Genomic DNA, 13,691 nt, shown 5'->3' on the forward strand with positions numbered 1-13,691 from the left:
TGGCCGCGGGGGTCACCGGGCGGCTCGGGACGCTCGCGACAGAAAGTGCTTTCCGTGGCCTTGACGAGCGCGTATGCCGGGACGTCAGAATCTGTTTGGTCACGATCAGTTGTGAGTACTTCTGGGCCCCGATGAGGGAGATGCGTCATGACGGTCACGCGCAGATCGGTACTGATCGCCTCCGCGGCCACGCCCGCGGCCGGGGCGGTCCTCGCCGCCCCCACGGCGTCGGCCGCGGACGCGACGGGCGGTGCCCCGGGCCGCCGGACCGTCGCCCTGCGCGACGGCTGGCGCTTCTGGCCGGCCGATCCCGACGGGGCCGCCGACGGCTCCACCGCCCCCGCCGATCCCGCGTACGACGACTCGGCGTGGCGGGAGGTCGCCGTCCCGCACGACTGGAGCATCGAACAGACGCCCACCACCGAGCACGGCACCACCAGCGGGACCGGCTTCCTGCCCGGCGGCCTCGGCTGGTACCGGCTCGCCTTCACCCTGCCGCGCGCCCTGTCCGGCAAGCGGATCTCGGTCGAGTTCGACGGCGTGTACATGGACGCCCGCGTCCACTGCAACGGCCGGGAGGCCGGCCGCCACCCCTACGGCTACACCGGATTCGCCCTCGACCTCACCGACCTGGTGCACACCGACGGCCGCACCGAGAACATCCTCGCGGTACAGGTGCGCAACCGGCTGCCGAGCAGCCGCTGGTACTCCGGCAGCGGCATCTACCGCGAGGCCCGCCTCGTGGTCACCGAGCCCGTGCACGTACGGCGCTGGGGCACGTACGTCACCACGCCCCGGGTGAGCGCGGAACGCGCCGTCGTCCGGGTGGAGACGGCCGTCGTCAACGCCTCGGGCACCGCGCGCGAGGTCGAGGTCAGGTCTTCCGTCGAGGACGCCGACGGACGCACGGTGGCCCGCGCCGCCTCCACGGCCCGGGTGACCGACGAGGCGGGCGAGACCCACGAACTCACCGTCGTCCACCCCCGGACCTGGGACTTCGCGGACCCGCACCGGTACACCCTGCACACCGAACTGCGCGTCGCCGGCCGGACCGTCGACACGTACCGCACCCCCTTCGGCATCCGCACCTGCCACGTCGACCCCGAGGAGGGCTTCCACCTCAACGGGAGGTACGCCAAGATCAAGGGCGTCGACCTCCACCACGACCTCGGCGCACTCGGCGCCGCCGTCAGCCGGGACGCGGTCCGCCGCCAGATGACGATCATGAAGTCGATGGGCGTCAACGCCTTCCGCACCTCCCACAACCCGCCCTCGCCCGAGATGATCGAGGTCTGCGAGGAACTGGGCATCGTGATGCTGGTGGAGGCCTTCGACTGCTGGCGCACCGGCAAGAACCCCTACGACTACGGCCGTTTCTTCGACGAGTGGTGCGAGCGCGACGCCACCGAGATGGTGCTCGCGGCCCGCAACTCGCCCGCCGTCGTCATGTGGTCGATCGGCAACGAGGTCCCCGACTCCACCTCCACCGCCGGACTCGCCATGGCCGACCGGATCATCGACGCCATCCGGGCCGCCGACGGCACCCGGCCGCTCGTCATCGGCTCCGACAAATACCGCGCGATGCCGGCCAAGGGCTCCGCGGCCGACCTGATGCTGGCCAAGCTGGACGGACTGGGCCTCAACTACAACACCGCCAAGTCCGTCGACGACCTGCACGCGGCCTACCCTCACCTCTTCCTCTTCGAGTCCGAGTCGTCGTCCGAGACCTCCACGCGCGGCACCTACCAGGAGCCGGAGCACCTGAACACCGGCGAGAACCACACCCCTGGACGCCGGGCCACCTCGTCCTACGACAACAACCTCGCCTCCTGGACCATGAGCGGCGAATACGGCCACAAGAAGGACCGGGACCGCAGGTGGTTCGCCGGCCAGTTCCTGTGGTCCGGCATCGACTACATCGGGGAGCCCACGCCGTACGACGTCTTCCCGGTCAAGGCGTCCTTCTTCGGCGCCGTCGACACCGCCGGCTTCCCGAAGGACATGTACCACCTGTTCCGCAGCCAGTGGACGGACGAGCCCATGGTCCACCTGCTGCCGGAGACCTGGAACCACCGCGAGGGCGACACCGTGGAGGTCTGGGCGTACGCCAACGTCGACACCGTCGAGCTGTTCCTGAACGGGCGGTCCCTCGGCACCCGCCGCTTCGACACCAAGAAGACCGCCGACGGCCGGACGTACCTGGAGACCACGGAGGCCACCGGCGACGACAAGACCTTCACCGACGGCCCCTACCCGGGCAGCTACACCAGCCCCACCGGCAGCGCCGGCAAGCTCCACCTGACCTGGCGGGTGCCCTTCGAGCCGGGGGAGCTGAAGGCCGTCGCCCGGCGCGAGGGCAGGACCGTCGCCACCGACGTCCTGCGCACCGCCCGGGCGGCACATGCCGTACGCCTCACCCCGGACCGCGAGAGCGTCGCCGCCGACGGCCGGTCCCTGGTCTTCGTGACCGCCGAGGTGGTCGACCGGCACGGCGTGCTGGTGCCCGGCGCCGAGCACCTGATCACCTTCGACGTCGCGGGCGGCTCACTGGCCGGACTCGACAACGGCCGCCAGGAGAGCGCCGAGCGCTACCAGGCCAGCACCCGCACCGCCTTCCACGGCAAGGCGCTCGCCATCGTGCGCTCCGGCACCCGGCCCGGCGCGCTGCGGGTGACCGCCCGCGCGCACGGCCTGCGCACGGGCACGGCGACCGTGCGCGCCCGGCGGGCGCCGGACCCGGCGACCACACCCGCGCCCGAGTTCCGCCCCGAGCACCCCGCGCCCGTGGACCACCCGCACGCGGACGCGAGCTACTCCGGCCGCCCCGGCACCCTCCCCGCCGCCATGATCGACGGCGACCCCGCGACCGGCTGGTCCAACGGCTTCCGCAAGGCGGCCACCGCCCTGCTGCCCGCCTTCGACGGCGCCCGCCCCGAGGACTGGATCTCGCTCAGCCACGGCCGCACCCGCCGCTACGGCCGGATCGAGGTCTCCTTCACCGTCGACGACGCGCACAGCCTGCCCGCGGCCGTCGAGGTCGCCGTCTGGGACGGCCGCGCCTGGCGGGCGGCCGAGGGGACCGAGACCGACTGGGCCACCTCGTCCGACGCGCCCACCGTGGTCACCTTCGACGCGGTCCGCGGCTCGGGTGTCCGGCTCACGCTGACCAGCCGGCACCCCGGAGAGGCGCGGGGCGCCGTCCGCGTCAGTCGCCTGGAGGCGCCCGCCGCCTGAGCCGTCGCGCACCGGTCCGGAGGGAAACCAGTCCCGTCCGGACCGTTGACGGCATGTCATGTCTGCCACAAGCATGGCCTGCGACCGCATTTGGGAGCGCTCCCATCACGGTGAGCGCCACCTCCCCCGAGGAGCCCGGACGTGAAAAGACGCAGAACCGCGCTCATCTCCCTGACGGCCCTGCTGGCCGCGGCCGTCACCGCGCTGCCCGCCGCACCGGCCGGGGCCGAAGAGACCGAGCAGGTCAGCAACGGCACCTTCGACAACGGCACCGCATCCTGGTGGGCCAGTAGCAACGTCACGGCGGCCGTGTCCGACGGCCGGCTGTGCGCGGACGCGCCCGGCGGCACCACCAACCGCTGGGACGCCGCGATCGGCCAGAACGACATCACCCTGGTCGCGGGGGAGTCGTACCGGTTCTCCTTCACCGCGACCGGCACGCCCGCCGACCACGTGGTCCGCGCGATCGTCGGCCTGTCGGTCTCCCCGTACGACACGTACTACGAGGTCAGCCCGCAGCTCAGCGTCTCCGGCGACACCTACGCGTACACCTTCACCTCGCCCGTCGATACCACCCAGGGGCAGGTCGGCTTCCAGCTCGGCGGGACGCCCGACGCCTGGCGGTTCTGCGTGGACGACGTGTCCCTGCTGGGCGGCGTGGAGCCCGAACCGCACGTCCCCGACACCGGACCGCGGGTCCGCGTCAACCAGGTCGGCTACCTGCCCGCCGGACCGAAGAACGCCACCCTCGTCACCGACGCGACCGCCGCCCTGCCCTGGCAGCTCAAGGACGCCGGCGGCCGGGTCGTCGCCCACGGCCGCTCCACGCCGCGCGGCGTGGACGCCTCCTCCGGCCAGAACGTCCACTCGATCGACTTCGGCCGCCACAAGAAGCGCGGCGAGGGCTACACGCTGATCGCCGACGGCGAGACCAGCCGCCCCTTCGACATCGGCACGGCCGCCTACGAGCGGCTGCGCACCGACTCCGCGAAGTACTACTACACGCAGCGCAGCGGCCTCGCCATCAGCGACGCACTGCGCCCCGGCTACGGCCGCCCCGCCGGGCACGTGGGCGTGGCACCCAACCGGGGCGACACCGAGGTGCCCTGCCAACCCGGCGTGTGCGACTACAGCCTCGACGTCTCCGGCGGCTGGTACGACGCCGGCGACCACGGCAAGTACGTCGTCAACGGCGGCATCTCCACCTGGGAGCTGCTGAGCACCCACGAGCGCTCGCTGCACGCCCGGACCGGGGAACCCTCGAAGCTCGGTGACGGCACCCTCGACATCCCCGAGAGCGGCAACAAGGTGCCGGACGTCCTCGACGAGGCCCGCTGGGAACTGGAGTTCCTGCTGAAGATGCAGGTACCGGAGGGACAGCCGCTGGCCGGCATGGCCCACCACAAGATCCACGACGAGCAGTGGACCGGGCTGCCGCTGCTGCCGAGCGACGACCCGCAGAAGCGCGAACTGCACCCGCCGACCACCGCGGCGACCCTGAACCTGGCGGCGACCGCCGCACAGGCGGCCCGCCTGTACCGCTCCTACGACCGGGACTTCGCCGCCAAGGCGCTGGACGCCGCCCGCACCGCCTGGGCGGCGGCGCTGGCCCACCCCGACGTGCTCGCCGACGAGAGCGACGGCATCGGCGGCGGCGCCTATCCCGACAGCCGGGTCGACGACGAGTTCTACTGGGCCGCGGCCGAGCTGTACCTGACCACGGGGGAGCGGGACTTCAAGGAGTACGTGCTGAACTCCCCGGTCCACACCGCCGACATCTTCGGCCCGATCGGCTTCGACTGGGCGCGCACGGCGGCCGCCGCCCGGCTGGACCTGGCGACCGTCCCGAACCGGCTCCCCGGCCGGGACGAGGTGCGCCGCTCCGTCGTCCGCGGCGCCGACGGCTACCTGGCGACCCTGCGGGCGCACCCGTACGGCATGCCCTACGCGCCCGACGGCAACCTGTACGACTGGGGCTCCAGTCACCAGGTCCTCAACAACGCCGTCGTCCTCGCCACCGCCTACGACATCACCGGCGGCTCCAAGTACCGTGACGGCGCCGTCCAGAGCATGGACTACATCCTGGGCCGCAACGCGCTGAACATGTCGTACGTCACCGGCTACGGCGAGGTCAACGCGCACAACCAGCACAGCCGCTGGTACGCCCACCAGCTCGACCCCGCGCTGCCCAACCCGCCCGACGGCACCCTGTCCGGCGGGCCGAACTCGAGCATTCAGGACCCCTACGCGCAGAGCAGACTCCAGGGCTGTGTCGGCCAGTTCTGCTTCATCGACGACATCCAGTCCTGGTCGACCAACGAGCACACCATCAACTGGAACGCCGCGCTGGCCCGGATGGCCTCCTTCGTGGCGGACCAGGGCTGACCGCCTGCGTGGCCTTGCGGTACCGCCTCCATGTGGCTCTGACCTGCGTCTATTTACGGGTCAGTACCGGAGCGGTACCGTGGGGGCATGCCAGCTCTGAACGTGGAGTTCAGCGACCGCGAGCTCGAGGACCTGCGGCAGATCGCCAAGGAACGCGGTACGTCGATGAAGGCGCTCGTGCGGGACGCCGCCGCCGCCGACATAGCCCGGCACCGGGCCCTGCAGGAGGGGGCGGAGGCGTTCCGCCAGTTCTTCTCGGCCCACGCCGACGAATTCGCGGCCGCCTTTCCCGACGACGAACCACCGCCCGTCCGGGGCGAGGGGCGGGCCGCCTGACCCATGGCCCCGGTCCTGCACATCGACGTGCCGTGGCTGCTCCAGCGCCACGAGGAAGTGCTGCCTGAGCAGCCCACGGTCAACGACTTCTCCGCGCTGGTGGCCGCCGTCGCCCGGCACCGCGTGGACCCGCCCCGCCTCGGGGTGGACTCCGACCCGGCCTGGCGGGCCGCCGCCCTGCTGCACACCCTCGCCGTACTCAAGCCGCTGCCCTCGGCCAACGCGCGCTTCGCCTGCGCGACGGCCGTGGCCTACATGTTCGCCGCCGGCTCCGGCATCGACCCGCCCTACGGAGCCCTGGTCGACCTCGCGCGCGACCTGATGTCGGGCAAGGCCGACGTCTACGGCGCGGCGGACCGGCTGCGCTCCTGGCAGATCTGACCCGGGCGTCGCACACGCGCGCGGAGAATACGGAAAGTCGGTGTCCGTTTCATGAGTTGCGACGGAATCTGACCTTCTTTCAAAGGCGGGCTGATGTTGCCCGCTCGCCTTGTTGACCATGAGTGGTTTGTGCGAGAGTGAAGCACCCGTGCGGGGGGTAAAGGCCGGGTCTCGCACGCGCTTTGAAGGACCAGGTTCGATTTCGCCATGGCGAATTCACGCTCCCCACACCGCGCCCAAGAGGTACACACCAATCCGGGGTCCCTTTTCGGCGATCGGAACGTCTGAGTCACAGCGCGTGGGAAGGAACATCTCAGTGCCCACCCCCCACCCCCCTCGTCCCGCGTACCCGCCCTCGGGCGGGGATCCCGGGGAATCCGACGAGTTGCTGGCCGCGCGCCTCCGGGACGGCCCGGAGAACGAGGCCGCCCGGGTAGCCGCGCTGCTGATGGCACGCCACTGGCAGTCCGCGCACGACTACGCGACCATCTGCCTCGCCACGTCGACCCAGGTCACCGCCATGGTCACGGCCGCCGCCTGGCACCGGGTGCTGGACCGTCTCGCCGAGGGCGAACCGGCCACCGCGCTGCGTCCGCGCCTGCTGGTCGCCGTGCGCGACACGGTCCGCCAGTGGGCCGCCGACCCGGACACCTCCGGTGTTCTGCCGCAGTTGCTCAAGCCCGCCGGCGGACGCGGCATGCTGGCGGCGAAGTCCCTGACCCCGGAAAACCGGACCCTGGCCGCGCGGGCATTCTCCTCCCTTCCCGGACCGGCCCGTTGTTTGCTGTGGCACACGGAGGTCGAAGGCGAGTCCATAAGTGTCCCGGCCGGTCTGCTCGGCATGGATACCGACACCGCGTCGGCCACCCTCGAACAAGCGCGTGAGAAATTCCGCGAGGGTTGTCTGCACGCCCACAGGCAGCTCGCGCCGAGTCAGGACTGCCGCTTCCACAGCCGCCTCCTCGACGTGCCGATCCGCCGGGGCGGCGCCCTGCTGCCGGATGTCCGCAAGCACCTGGCGGACTGCCGCCACTGCCGTCACGCGGCCGATCAACTCGGCCACTTCGAGCGGGAACTGGGCACGCTGATCGCCGAAGCGGTGCTCGGCTGGGGCGCCCGGCGCTATCTCGACTCCCGTCCCGGCCGGGCCACGCTGGGCGGCCTCACCAAGGGTGCCGCCCGGCACCGGGGCGGACGCACCGGGCTGCTGGCCCGCATCCCCGTCCCCGTGCGCCGGGCCCCGGGCCGGTCCGGTTCCGGCCGGTCGCCGCTCAGGCAGCTCGGCGCCGCCTCCGCCGGAGTGCTGGCCATCGCGCTGGTGGTCAGCGTGTGGTCGTACGACGGCGGCGGTGCCGATCCGGCCGCCTCCACCAGTGCCGTCGGCGGCGACGGCGAGACGTCCGCCACCAGCCGCCCCAAGCCGCCCGGCGCGGCCGGGCTGCCCACGGGCGCCGACCGGACCCGGCTGCGGAACGTGGGCGCCGACCTGTGCCTGGACGTCCGGGGCGAGCCGAAGGCCGGGACGGGCGCCCGCCTGGCGGCGTGCTCCGAGGCGTGGACCCAGCAGTGGACCTACGAGGACGACGGGCTGCTGCGCAGCGTCGCCGACCCGGGGCTGTGTCTGGACTCGCAGGCGGACGCCGGAGTCGTCATTCTCGGTACCTGCGCCGACGAGGGCACCGAGCGGGGCGACGACGTGCGGTACGACCTGACCGACCGGGGGCGGCTGATCCCGCGCCGGGACCGGGAGCTCGCCCTCGCCGCCACCACCGTCGCACCGGGTGCCGACGTCGTGGTCAAGCTGCACGACGACTCGGACATCCAGCGCTGGCGCAGCGACCCGCTGCCCACGGCGGAGGGCTCCCTGTCGATCGCCCGCACCGACGGCCCGGCCGCCCGCTCGGTGGAACTGCCCGGCGACTGAGCCCGCGGCGCCCGGTGCCGGGTGTGGGCGAGGTCGGTCGCGTGTGGCGGTCGCCGAGGTCGGTGGCCGCCGGGCCGTCCGTCCACGATGCCGGCGCATCGGTTGCGCGGTGGCGGCTACACCGGGCCTTCCACGAGGTCGGCCGGCCCGGGGGTCGTCGGGGAGGCGTGGCCGGACAGGGCCAGGGTGAGGTCGAGTTCGGCGAGCAGGCAGCGGACGACGTGCTCGACGCCCGCCTGTCCGTCCAGGCCCAGACCGTAGACGTAGGGGCGGCCCAGGAGCACCGCGCGGGCGCCGAGCGCGAGTGCCTTGAAGACGTCGTCGCCGGTGCGGACGCCGCTGTCGAAGAGCACGGTGAGCCGGTCGCCGACCGCCTCCGCCACGCGGGGCAGCGCGTCGGCCGCCGCGACCGCGCCGGCCACCTGGCGGCCGCCGTGGTTGGACACCACCACGCCGTCCATTCCGGCGTCGGCGGCGAGCCGGGCGTCGTCCGGGTGCAGGACCCCCTTGAGGACGATCGGCCCGTCCCAGTTCTCCCGCAGGAACGCCAGGTCCGGCCAGGACTTGGCGGGATCGGAGAACATGCCGACGAAATGCATCACCGCGGCGTTCGGATCCTCGTGCACCGGCTTGGCCAGACCCGCCCGGAACGCCGGGTCGGAGAAGTAGTTGGCGGTGCCCACGCCGTGCAGGAACGGCAGATACGCCCGGTCGAGATCGCGCGGGCGCCAGGACAGCAGGGGCGTGTCCAGCGTGACGAACAGCGCGCCGTACCCGGCCGCCTTCGCCCGGTCCAGGAAACTGCGGGCCACCTCGCGGTCCTTGGGCCAGTACAGCTGGAACCAGCGCTCGGCGTCGCCCATCGCCTCGGCCACCTGCTCCATGGGCGTGCTGGACGCCGAGGACAGGATGTACGGCACACCCTGCGCGGCGGCGGCCCGCGCCGCCGCCGGCTCCGCGTCCGGGTGCATGATCGACAGGACGCCCACCGGGGCCAGCGCCAGCGGCGCCGGCAGCGGCCGCCCCAGCACCTCGACCGAGAGGTCGCGCTGGTGCACGTCCCGCAGCATGCGCGGGACGATCCGCCGCCGGTCCAGCGCCGCCCGGTTGGCGCGTGCGGTGCTGCCGTCACCCGCGCTGCCGGCGACGTACCCGACGGGACCGGGGCCCAGCCGGTGCTCGGCCAGCTCCTCCAGCCGGGTCAGGTCGGTGGGGAGCCTCGGCACCGCCCCCGTCATGCCGTTCAGATAGATCTCGTACTGGAAGTCCGCCCAGTGCTTCGCCATCCCACGTCGCCTCTCGTCGTCGAGTTCGCGTCGCCAGCACCGTACTCGCTGGTATGCCGGGGGCCGTCCGACAGGGTGAACGGGCATGTTTCAGGGGTGTTTCAGGCCGATTGGCGAACGCGTGGATCACGCCATTCGGCCAGTTCAAGCCTCAAGAACCGATCAAGAACCGCTCTGTTCCGGACTTGGAACGTTCGAATTCTGTGACTTCGAGCCACTGATTCAATACGCAAGGTTACCGAAATCCAGGGGGTCGAGATGAGTTTCGGTGCCGGACTCGGCAGACTCGCGCTCGCCGATCCGGCACCAACCGAGTCGGGCCGGCACATCAACACCCTCGAAAGAGCGGAAGGATGCACACAATGCGGAACACCGCGCGCTGGGCAGCGACTCTGGGCCTGACGGCCACCGCCGTCTGCGGGCCCCTCGCCGGGGCGTCTCTCGCCTCCCCGGCCACCGCCCCCGCGTCGCTCTACGCCCCCTCGGCCCTGGTGCTGACGGTGGGTCACGGAGAGAGCGCTGCCACCACTTCACCGCTCCGCGCGGTCACTCTCACCTGCGCCCCGACGGCCACCGGGACCCACCCCGCGGCCGACGCGGCCTGCGCCGAACTCCGCCACGCCGGCGGAGACTTCGACGCCCTGTCCGCCGTCGACGGGGTGATGTGCACGCGGGAGTACGCCCCCGTGACCGTCACCGTCGACGGAGTCTGGCAGGGCCGGCGCCTCTCCTACGAGCGGACCTTCGCCAACGAGTGCGTGAAGAACGCGGGCAGCGCGAGCGTCTTCACGTTCTGAGGGACCGGGGCCGCCCGGCCCGTGCGGCGTGACCGGCTGCTCGCTACTGGGGAGTGCGAGCGCCACCGTACGGACCCGCGGTCCCGCACCGGGGACGGCGGACGGAGTGGGGCCGTCCGCCGTCCTCCCGGTACGAACGAGCGCAGGAACGGGACTCAGTCCGCCGTCGGCCCGTCATCGGACCCGGCGGACCTGGCACGGTGGCTGGTGTCGCACCAGGGGAAGCGCCGGCTGCGCCGGCAGGTGCACAGCGCGACCCGGAAGCGGTCGGAGAACACCGTCGTCCCGTCCTCCAGTTCCACCTCCACCGGACCTTCCACCAGGAGCGGCCCCCGCCGCTGGACCTTGACCCGGCGAGCGGCACCGGGCGTACGGGCGTCGTCAGACGGGGAGTTCGGCACGGACGACCACCAACTCCTCCTCGTTCTCGGCCAGGGACAGCAGCCCGCGCTGCCGCAGCCAGCGCTCCCGGCCGCGCACCACCGGACCGAACGCGATCCGCCGCCGCCGGACCACCGCGGCCTTCAGCCCCGCCTCGCGCAGCAGGGCGACGGTGCGGCCGGGATCACTGAGCCCCGACTGCACGAGCAGCAGCACTCCGCCGGGCCGCAGCAGAGCGGGCGCCTCACGGCAGATCCGGTCCAGCACCAGCCTCCCGTCGTGGCCCGCGTCCCAGGCCCGGGCCGCACCGCGCGGGCGGCGCCCACCGCCCGGCGCCGGCAGGTACGGCGGATTGGCCAGCACGAGATCGAACGACGCGCCGCGCACCGGGGTGAAGAGATTGCCGTGCAGGACGCGGATCCGCAGCCCCGCACGGGCGGCGTTGAGCCGCGCGGCCCACACCGCGCGCCACGACACGTCCACCGCGGTCACCCGCCCGCCCCGCATCGCCGCGGCCAGCGCGAGGGCGCCGGTGCCGGTCCCGACGTCGAGCACCGCCGCGCCCGGGGGCAGCGACTCGCCGGACAGCGACCCGGCGAGCAGGGCGGTGTCCTCCTGGGGGGCGTAGACGCCCGGCAGCACCATGAAATTCACGTCAGTCAGGTACCCAGAAGGTCATGAAATAAAGGAAATGCCGGAATCTTGGTGGGCCGGTCCGGGGAGCGGGACGCGCAGTGACGACCGTCCGGCCCGCCAGTCGGCCAGCAGCCGGGCGCCGAAGAGGTCCTCGACGTGGCAGGTGGCGTCGACACCGAACACGACGTCCGCCGCGAGGTGCGGTTCCTCTTCCAGCAGTCCGGCGATCACCTCGTGCCGCACGATCTGCTCGTGCACCGCGTCCGCCTCGACGTGCTCGTCGTAGAAGTGCTCGGCGGCAGGTCCGGCGCCGGTGCGGCGCATCGCCTCCGCGAGCCGCCGGGAGCCGGGCGAGGACGTGATCTCCACCGCCGCGAAATGGCCCACGAGGGCGCCGCGCAGGGCCCGGTGCAGGCCGAACAGCGACATCATGTTCACCGTGACCAGGCACTCGGCCGAGGCGGCGTCGAGATGGCGTCCGTACGTCGTGTCCAGCCCGAGGTCCGCCATCAGGCCGGCGAACAGGCGGGCGTGCACCCGGTCGGCGCGGCCGCCGCCGTACTCGTCGAACTCGACCGCCGCCATCGCCGCCTTCGCGCGCCCCCACAGCCGCGGCAGCACCCAGGCGTGCGGGTCGGCCTCCTTGAGGTGATACAGGGAGCGCTGGGCCGCGTACTCCCGCAGCTGCCACAACTCTCCCTCGTCGCGCAGGAAGTGGCTGACGCCCTCCCCGTGGACGGGCTCGACCAGCAGCGCCCCGATCGCGTCCTCCACGCTGTCGTGGACCGGCGTACCGGCCCGCAGCGCGGTCAGGAAGCGCCGCTCCAGCGCGGCCCGGACGCGCAGCAGCCCGGGATCCCACTCCAGGGCGGGGGAGACACCGGCGAAACCCCGGTAGTGCGGCTCGTAGCACTGGTACAGCGCGAGCTGGAGATCGTCACCGTACGCGTCAGCGGCGGCGGCCTCCTCCGGGCCGGGCGGCGGGCCGGTCCCGCGCAGATACGCACCGACGGCCGCGGAGAGCGGGCCCCGGGCCGTCGGGAGCGGTGGTCCTTCCCGGTCGTACTCCATGCGCCGCGAGTACCCACCCGGACTCCGGTGCCACACGGACGTCCGGCGGCCTCACTCGCCCTCGGCGTCCTCGATCTCCCGCAGGACCTCGCCGAGCGCGCTCTCCGCCCGCTCTCGGCCCCGGTCGTCCTTCTCGGACACGGATGTTTCCCTTCCTCGGGGCCCGCTCCTCGGAGCGCGGTCAGTCGGACGTGGACGCGAGGCGCAGGGGCACCGGCGGCTGGGCCGCTGCCTCGTCGCTGAGGCGGACGACCTCCTTCCACCAGGACGGGCCCTCCTCTATGTGGCGCAGCAGGATGCCCTCGCGGATCGCCCAGGGACACAGCGTGACCGCGTCCACTCCGGTGAGCTTCATGGCGGTGTGCCCGACCACCGCCCCGGCCACGCTCTGCGCGGCCCGCGGTGCGGAGATGCCGGGCAGCCGGGACCGCTCGGCCGCGGACAGGGCGGCCAGCCGGCCGACGGCGTCCCCGAGGTCCGCGCAGCGCATCCGCCGCTCCACGAACGGCCCGTGCCGGCCCGGCGAGGCCCCGCACAGCCGCCCCAACTGCTGAAAGGTCCGGGAGGTGGCCACCGCGGTGCGCGGGCCCTCCCAGCGGATCCGCGCCGCGACGTCCCGCAGCTGATGCCGGACCTTGCGGCGCAGCGCCTTGACCTGCTCCGGCGATGCCGGGTCCTCGCCGCCCGCCAGGAACTCGTGGGTCAGCCGCGCCGCCCCGAGCGGCAGTGACGCCACGAAGCCGGGCAGCCGGCCGCGCCCGAAGGCGACCTCCAGCGATCCGCCGCCGATGTCCAGCAGCGCGAGCGGCCCGGCCCGCCAGCCCATCCAGCGCCGGGCCCCGAGGAACGTCAGCTCCGCCTCCACCTCACCGGGCAGCGTGCACAGGGCCACCCCGGTGCGGGCGCGCACGGTGCGCAGCACCTCTTGGCGGTTCGGCGCGGCACGCACCACGGCGGTCGCGAAGGCCGGCGGGTTCGACGCCCCCCACCGGTCCGCCGTCCGGCTCGCGTCGGCCACCGCCGCCACCAGCCGCTCCACGGCCTCCTCCGGGACCGGATCACCCGGCTTGACCTGCTCCGACAGCCGCAGTCGCCACTTCGCGGTGTGCACCGGCAGCGGGACCCCGCCCTCCGCGTCCGCCACCATGAGCCGAACCGTGTTCGACCCCACATCCACCACGCTGATCCGCATGAAGGGCCACGTACCCATCTGAGCGCCGGTCCAACGCGGTCCGGGGCGGTACGGCCGGAAAACGGGCT

11 protein-coding genes are annotated in these 13,691 nt (G+C 73.0%); 6 read left to right on the forward strand and 5 right to left on the reverse strand.

Features of this window, described 5'->3' with window-relative positions; genetic code table 11:
- The first annotated feature begins 147 nt into the window (after window positions 1–147).
- From ACFC1X_RS14635 to ACFC1X_RS14655, 5 genes are all read left to right on the forward strand, one after another.
- Window positions 148–3,234 carry a glycoside hydrolase family 2 TIM barrel-domain containing protein gene (locus ACFC1X_RS14635; protein WP_376352978.1) on the forward strand — a complete coding sequence of 1,029 codons (3,087 nt, stop codon included), beginning with the start codon at window positions 148–150 and terminating at the stop codon, window positions 3,232–3,234.
- Window positions 3,235–3,375: 141 nt separating this feature from the next.
- A complete protein-coding gene (locus tag ACFC1X_RS14640) occupies window positions 3,376–5,619 on the forward strand; it encodes a glycoside hydrolase family 9 protein (protein WP_376352980.1) in 2,244 nt (747 codons plus the stop codon).
- Window positions 5,620–5,706: 87 nt separating this feature from the next.
- Entirely contained in the window at window positions 5,707–5,955 is a 249-nt protein-coding gene (locus ACFC1X_RS14645) for a hypothetical protein (RefSeq protein WP_376352983.1), read from the forward strand.
- A gap of 3 nt (window positions 5,956–5,958) precedes the next feature.
- Window positions 5,959–6,336, forward strand: coding sequence for a toxin Doc (locus tag ACFC1X_RS14650; protein ID WP_376352989.1), 378 nt, complete (start codon window positions 5,959–5,961; stop codon window positions 6,334–6,336).
- Window positions 6,337–6,652: 316 nt separating this feature from the next.
- The gene (locus tag ACFC1X_RS14655; protein ID WP_376352992.1) at window positions 6,653–8,260 is read left to right on the forward strand and encodes an RICIN domain-containing protein; all 1,608 of its coding nucleotides are present in this window, start codon (window positions 6,653–6,655) and stop codon (window positions 8,258–8,260) included.
- Between the two features lie 116 nt (window positions 8,261–8,376).
- On the opposite strand, the gene ACFC1X_RS14660 is transcribed toward ACFC1X_RS14655, so the two are convergent.
- Window positions 8,377–9,546, reverse strand: a complete 1,170-nt coding sequence (locus ACFC1X_RS14660) for a lactate 2-monooxygenase (protein ID WP_376352994.1) — start codon at window positions 9,544–9,546, stop codon at window positions 8,377–8,379.
- Between the two features lie 362 nt (window positions 9,547–9,908).
- Between ACFC1X_RS14660 and ACFC1X_RS14665 the strand changes: the two genes are divergently transcribed.
- The gene (locus tag ACFC1X_RS14665; protein ID WP_376352997.1) at window positions 9,909–10,343 is read left to right on the forward strand and encodes a protease inhibitor; all 435 of its coding nucleotides are present in this window, start codon (window positions 9,909–9,911) and stop codon (window positions 10,341–10,343) included.
- 155 nt (window positions 10,344–10,498) lie between these two features.
- Here ACFC1X_RS14665 and ACFC1X_RS14670 read toward each other — a convergent pair whose 3' ends face one another.
- The 4 genes from ACFC1X_RS14670 to ACFC1X_RS14685 all read right to left on the reverse strand — a co-directional run bounded on the left by ACFC1X_RS14670 (window position 10,499) and on the right by ACFC1X_RS14685 (window position 13,623).
- A complete protein-coding gene (locus ACFC1X_RS14670; protein ID WP_376353000.1) occupies window positions 10,499–10,744 on the reverse strand; it encodes a CDGSH iron-sulfur domain-containing protein in 246 nt (81 codons plus the stop codon).
- Window positions 10,725–11,369, reverse strand: coding sequence for a HemK2/MTQ2 family protein methyltransferase (locus ACFC1X_RS14675; protein ID WP_376353072.1), 645 nt, complete (start codon window positions 11,367–11,369; stop codon window positions 10,725–10,727). Before ACFC1X_RS14675 ends, ACFC1X_RS14670 begins: the two co-directional genes overlap by 20 nt.
- 30 nt (window positions 11,370–11,399) lie before the next feature.
- Window positions 11,400–12,431, reverse strand: a complete 1,032-nt coding sequence (locus ACFC1X_RS14680) for an iron-containing redox enzyme family protein (protein WP_376353002.1) — start codon at window positions 12,429–12,431, stop codon at window positions 11,400–11,402.
- Between the two features lie 181 nt (window positions 12,432–12,612).
- Window positions 12,613–13,623, reverse strand: coding sequence for a Ppx/GppA family phosphatase (locus ACFC1X_RS14685; protein WP_376353075.1), 1,011 nt, complete (start codon window positions 13,621–13,623; stop codon window positions 12,613–12,615).
- Window positions 13,624–13,691: the final 68 nt, after the last annotated feature.

Origin of the sequence: Streptomyces sp. NPDC056128, assembly GCF_042263835.1 — a bacterium.
In the GTDB taxonomy this organism is placed as follows: Bacteria; Actinomycetota; Actinomycetes; order Streptomycetales; family Streptomycetaceae; genus Streptomyces.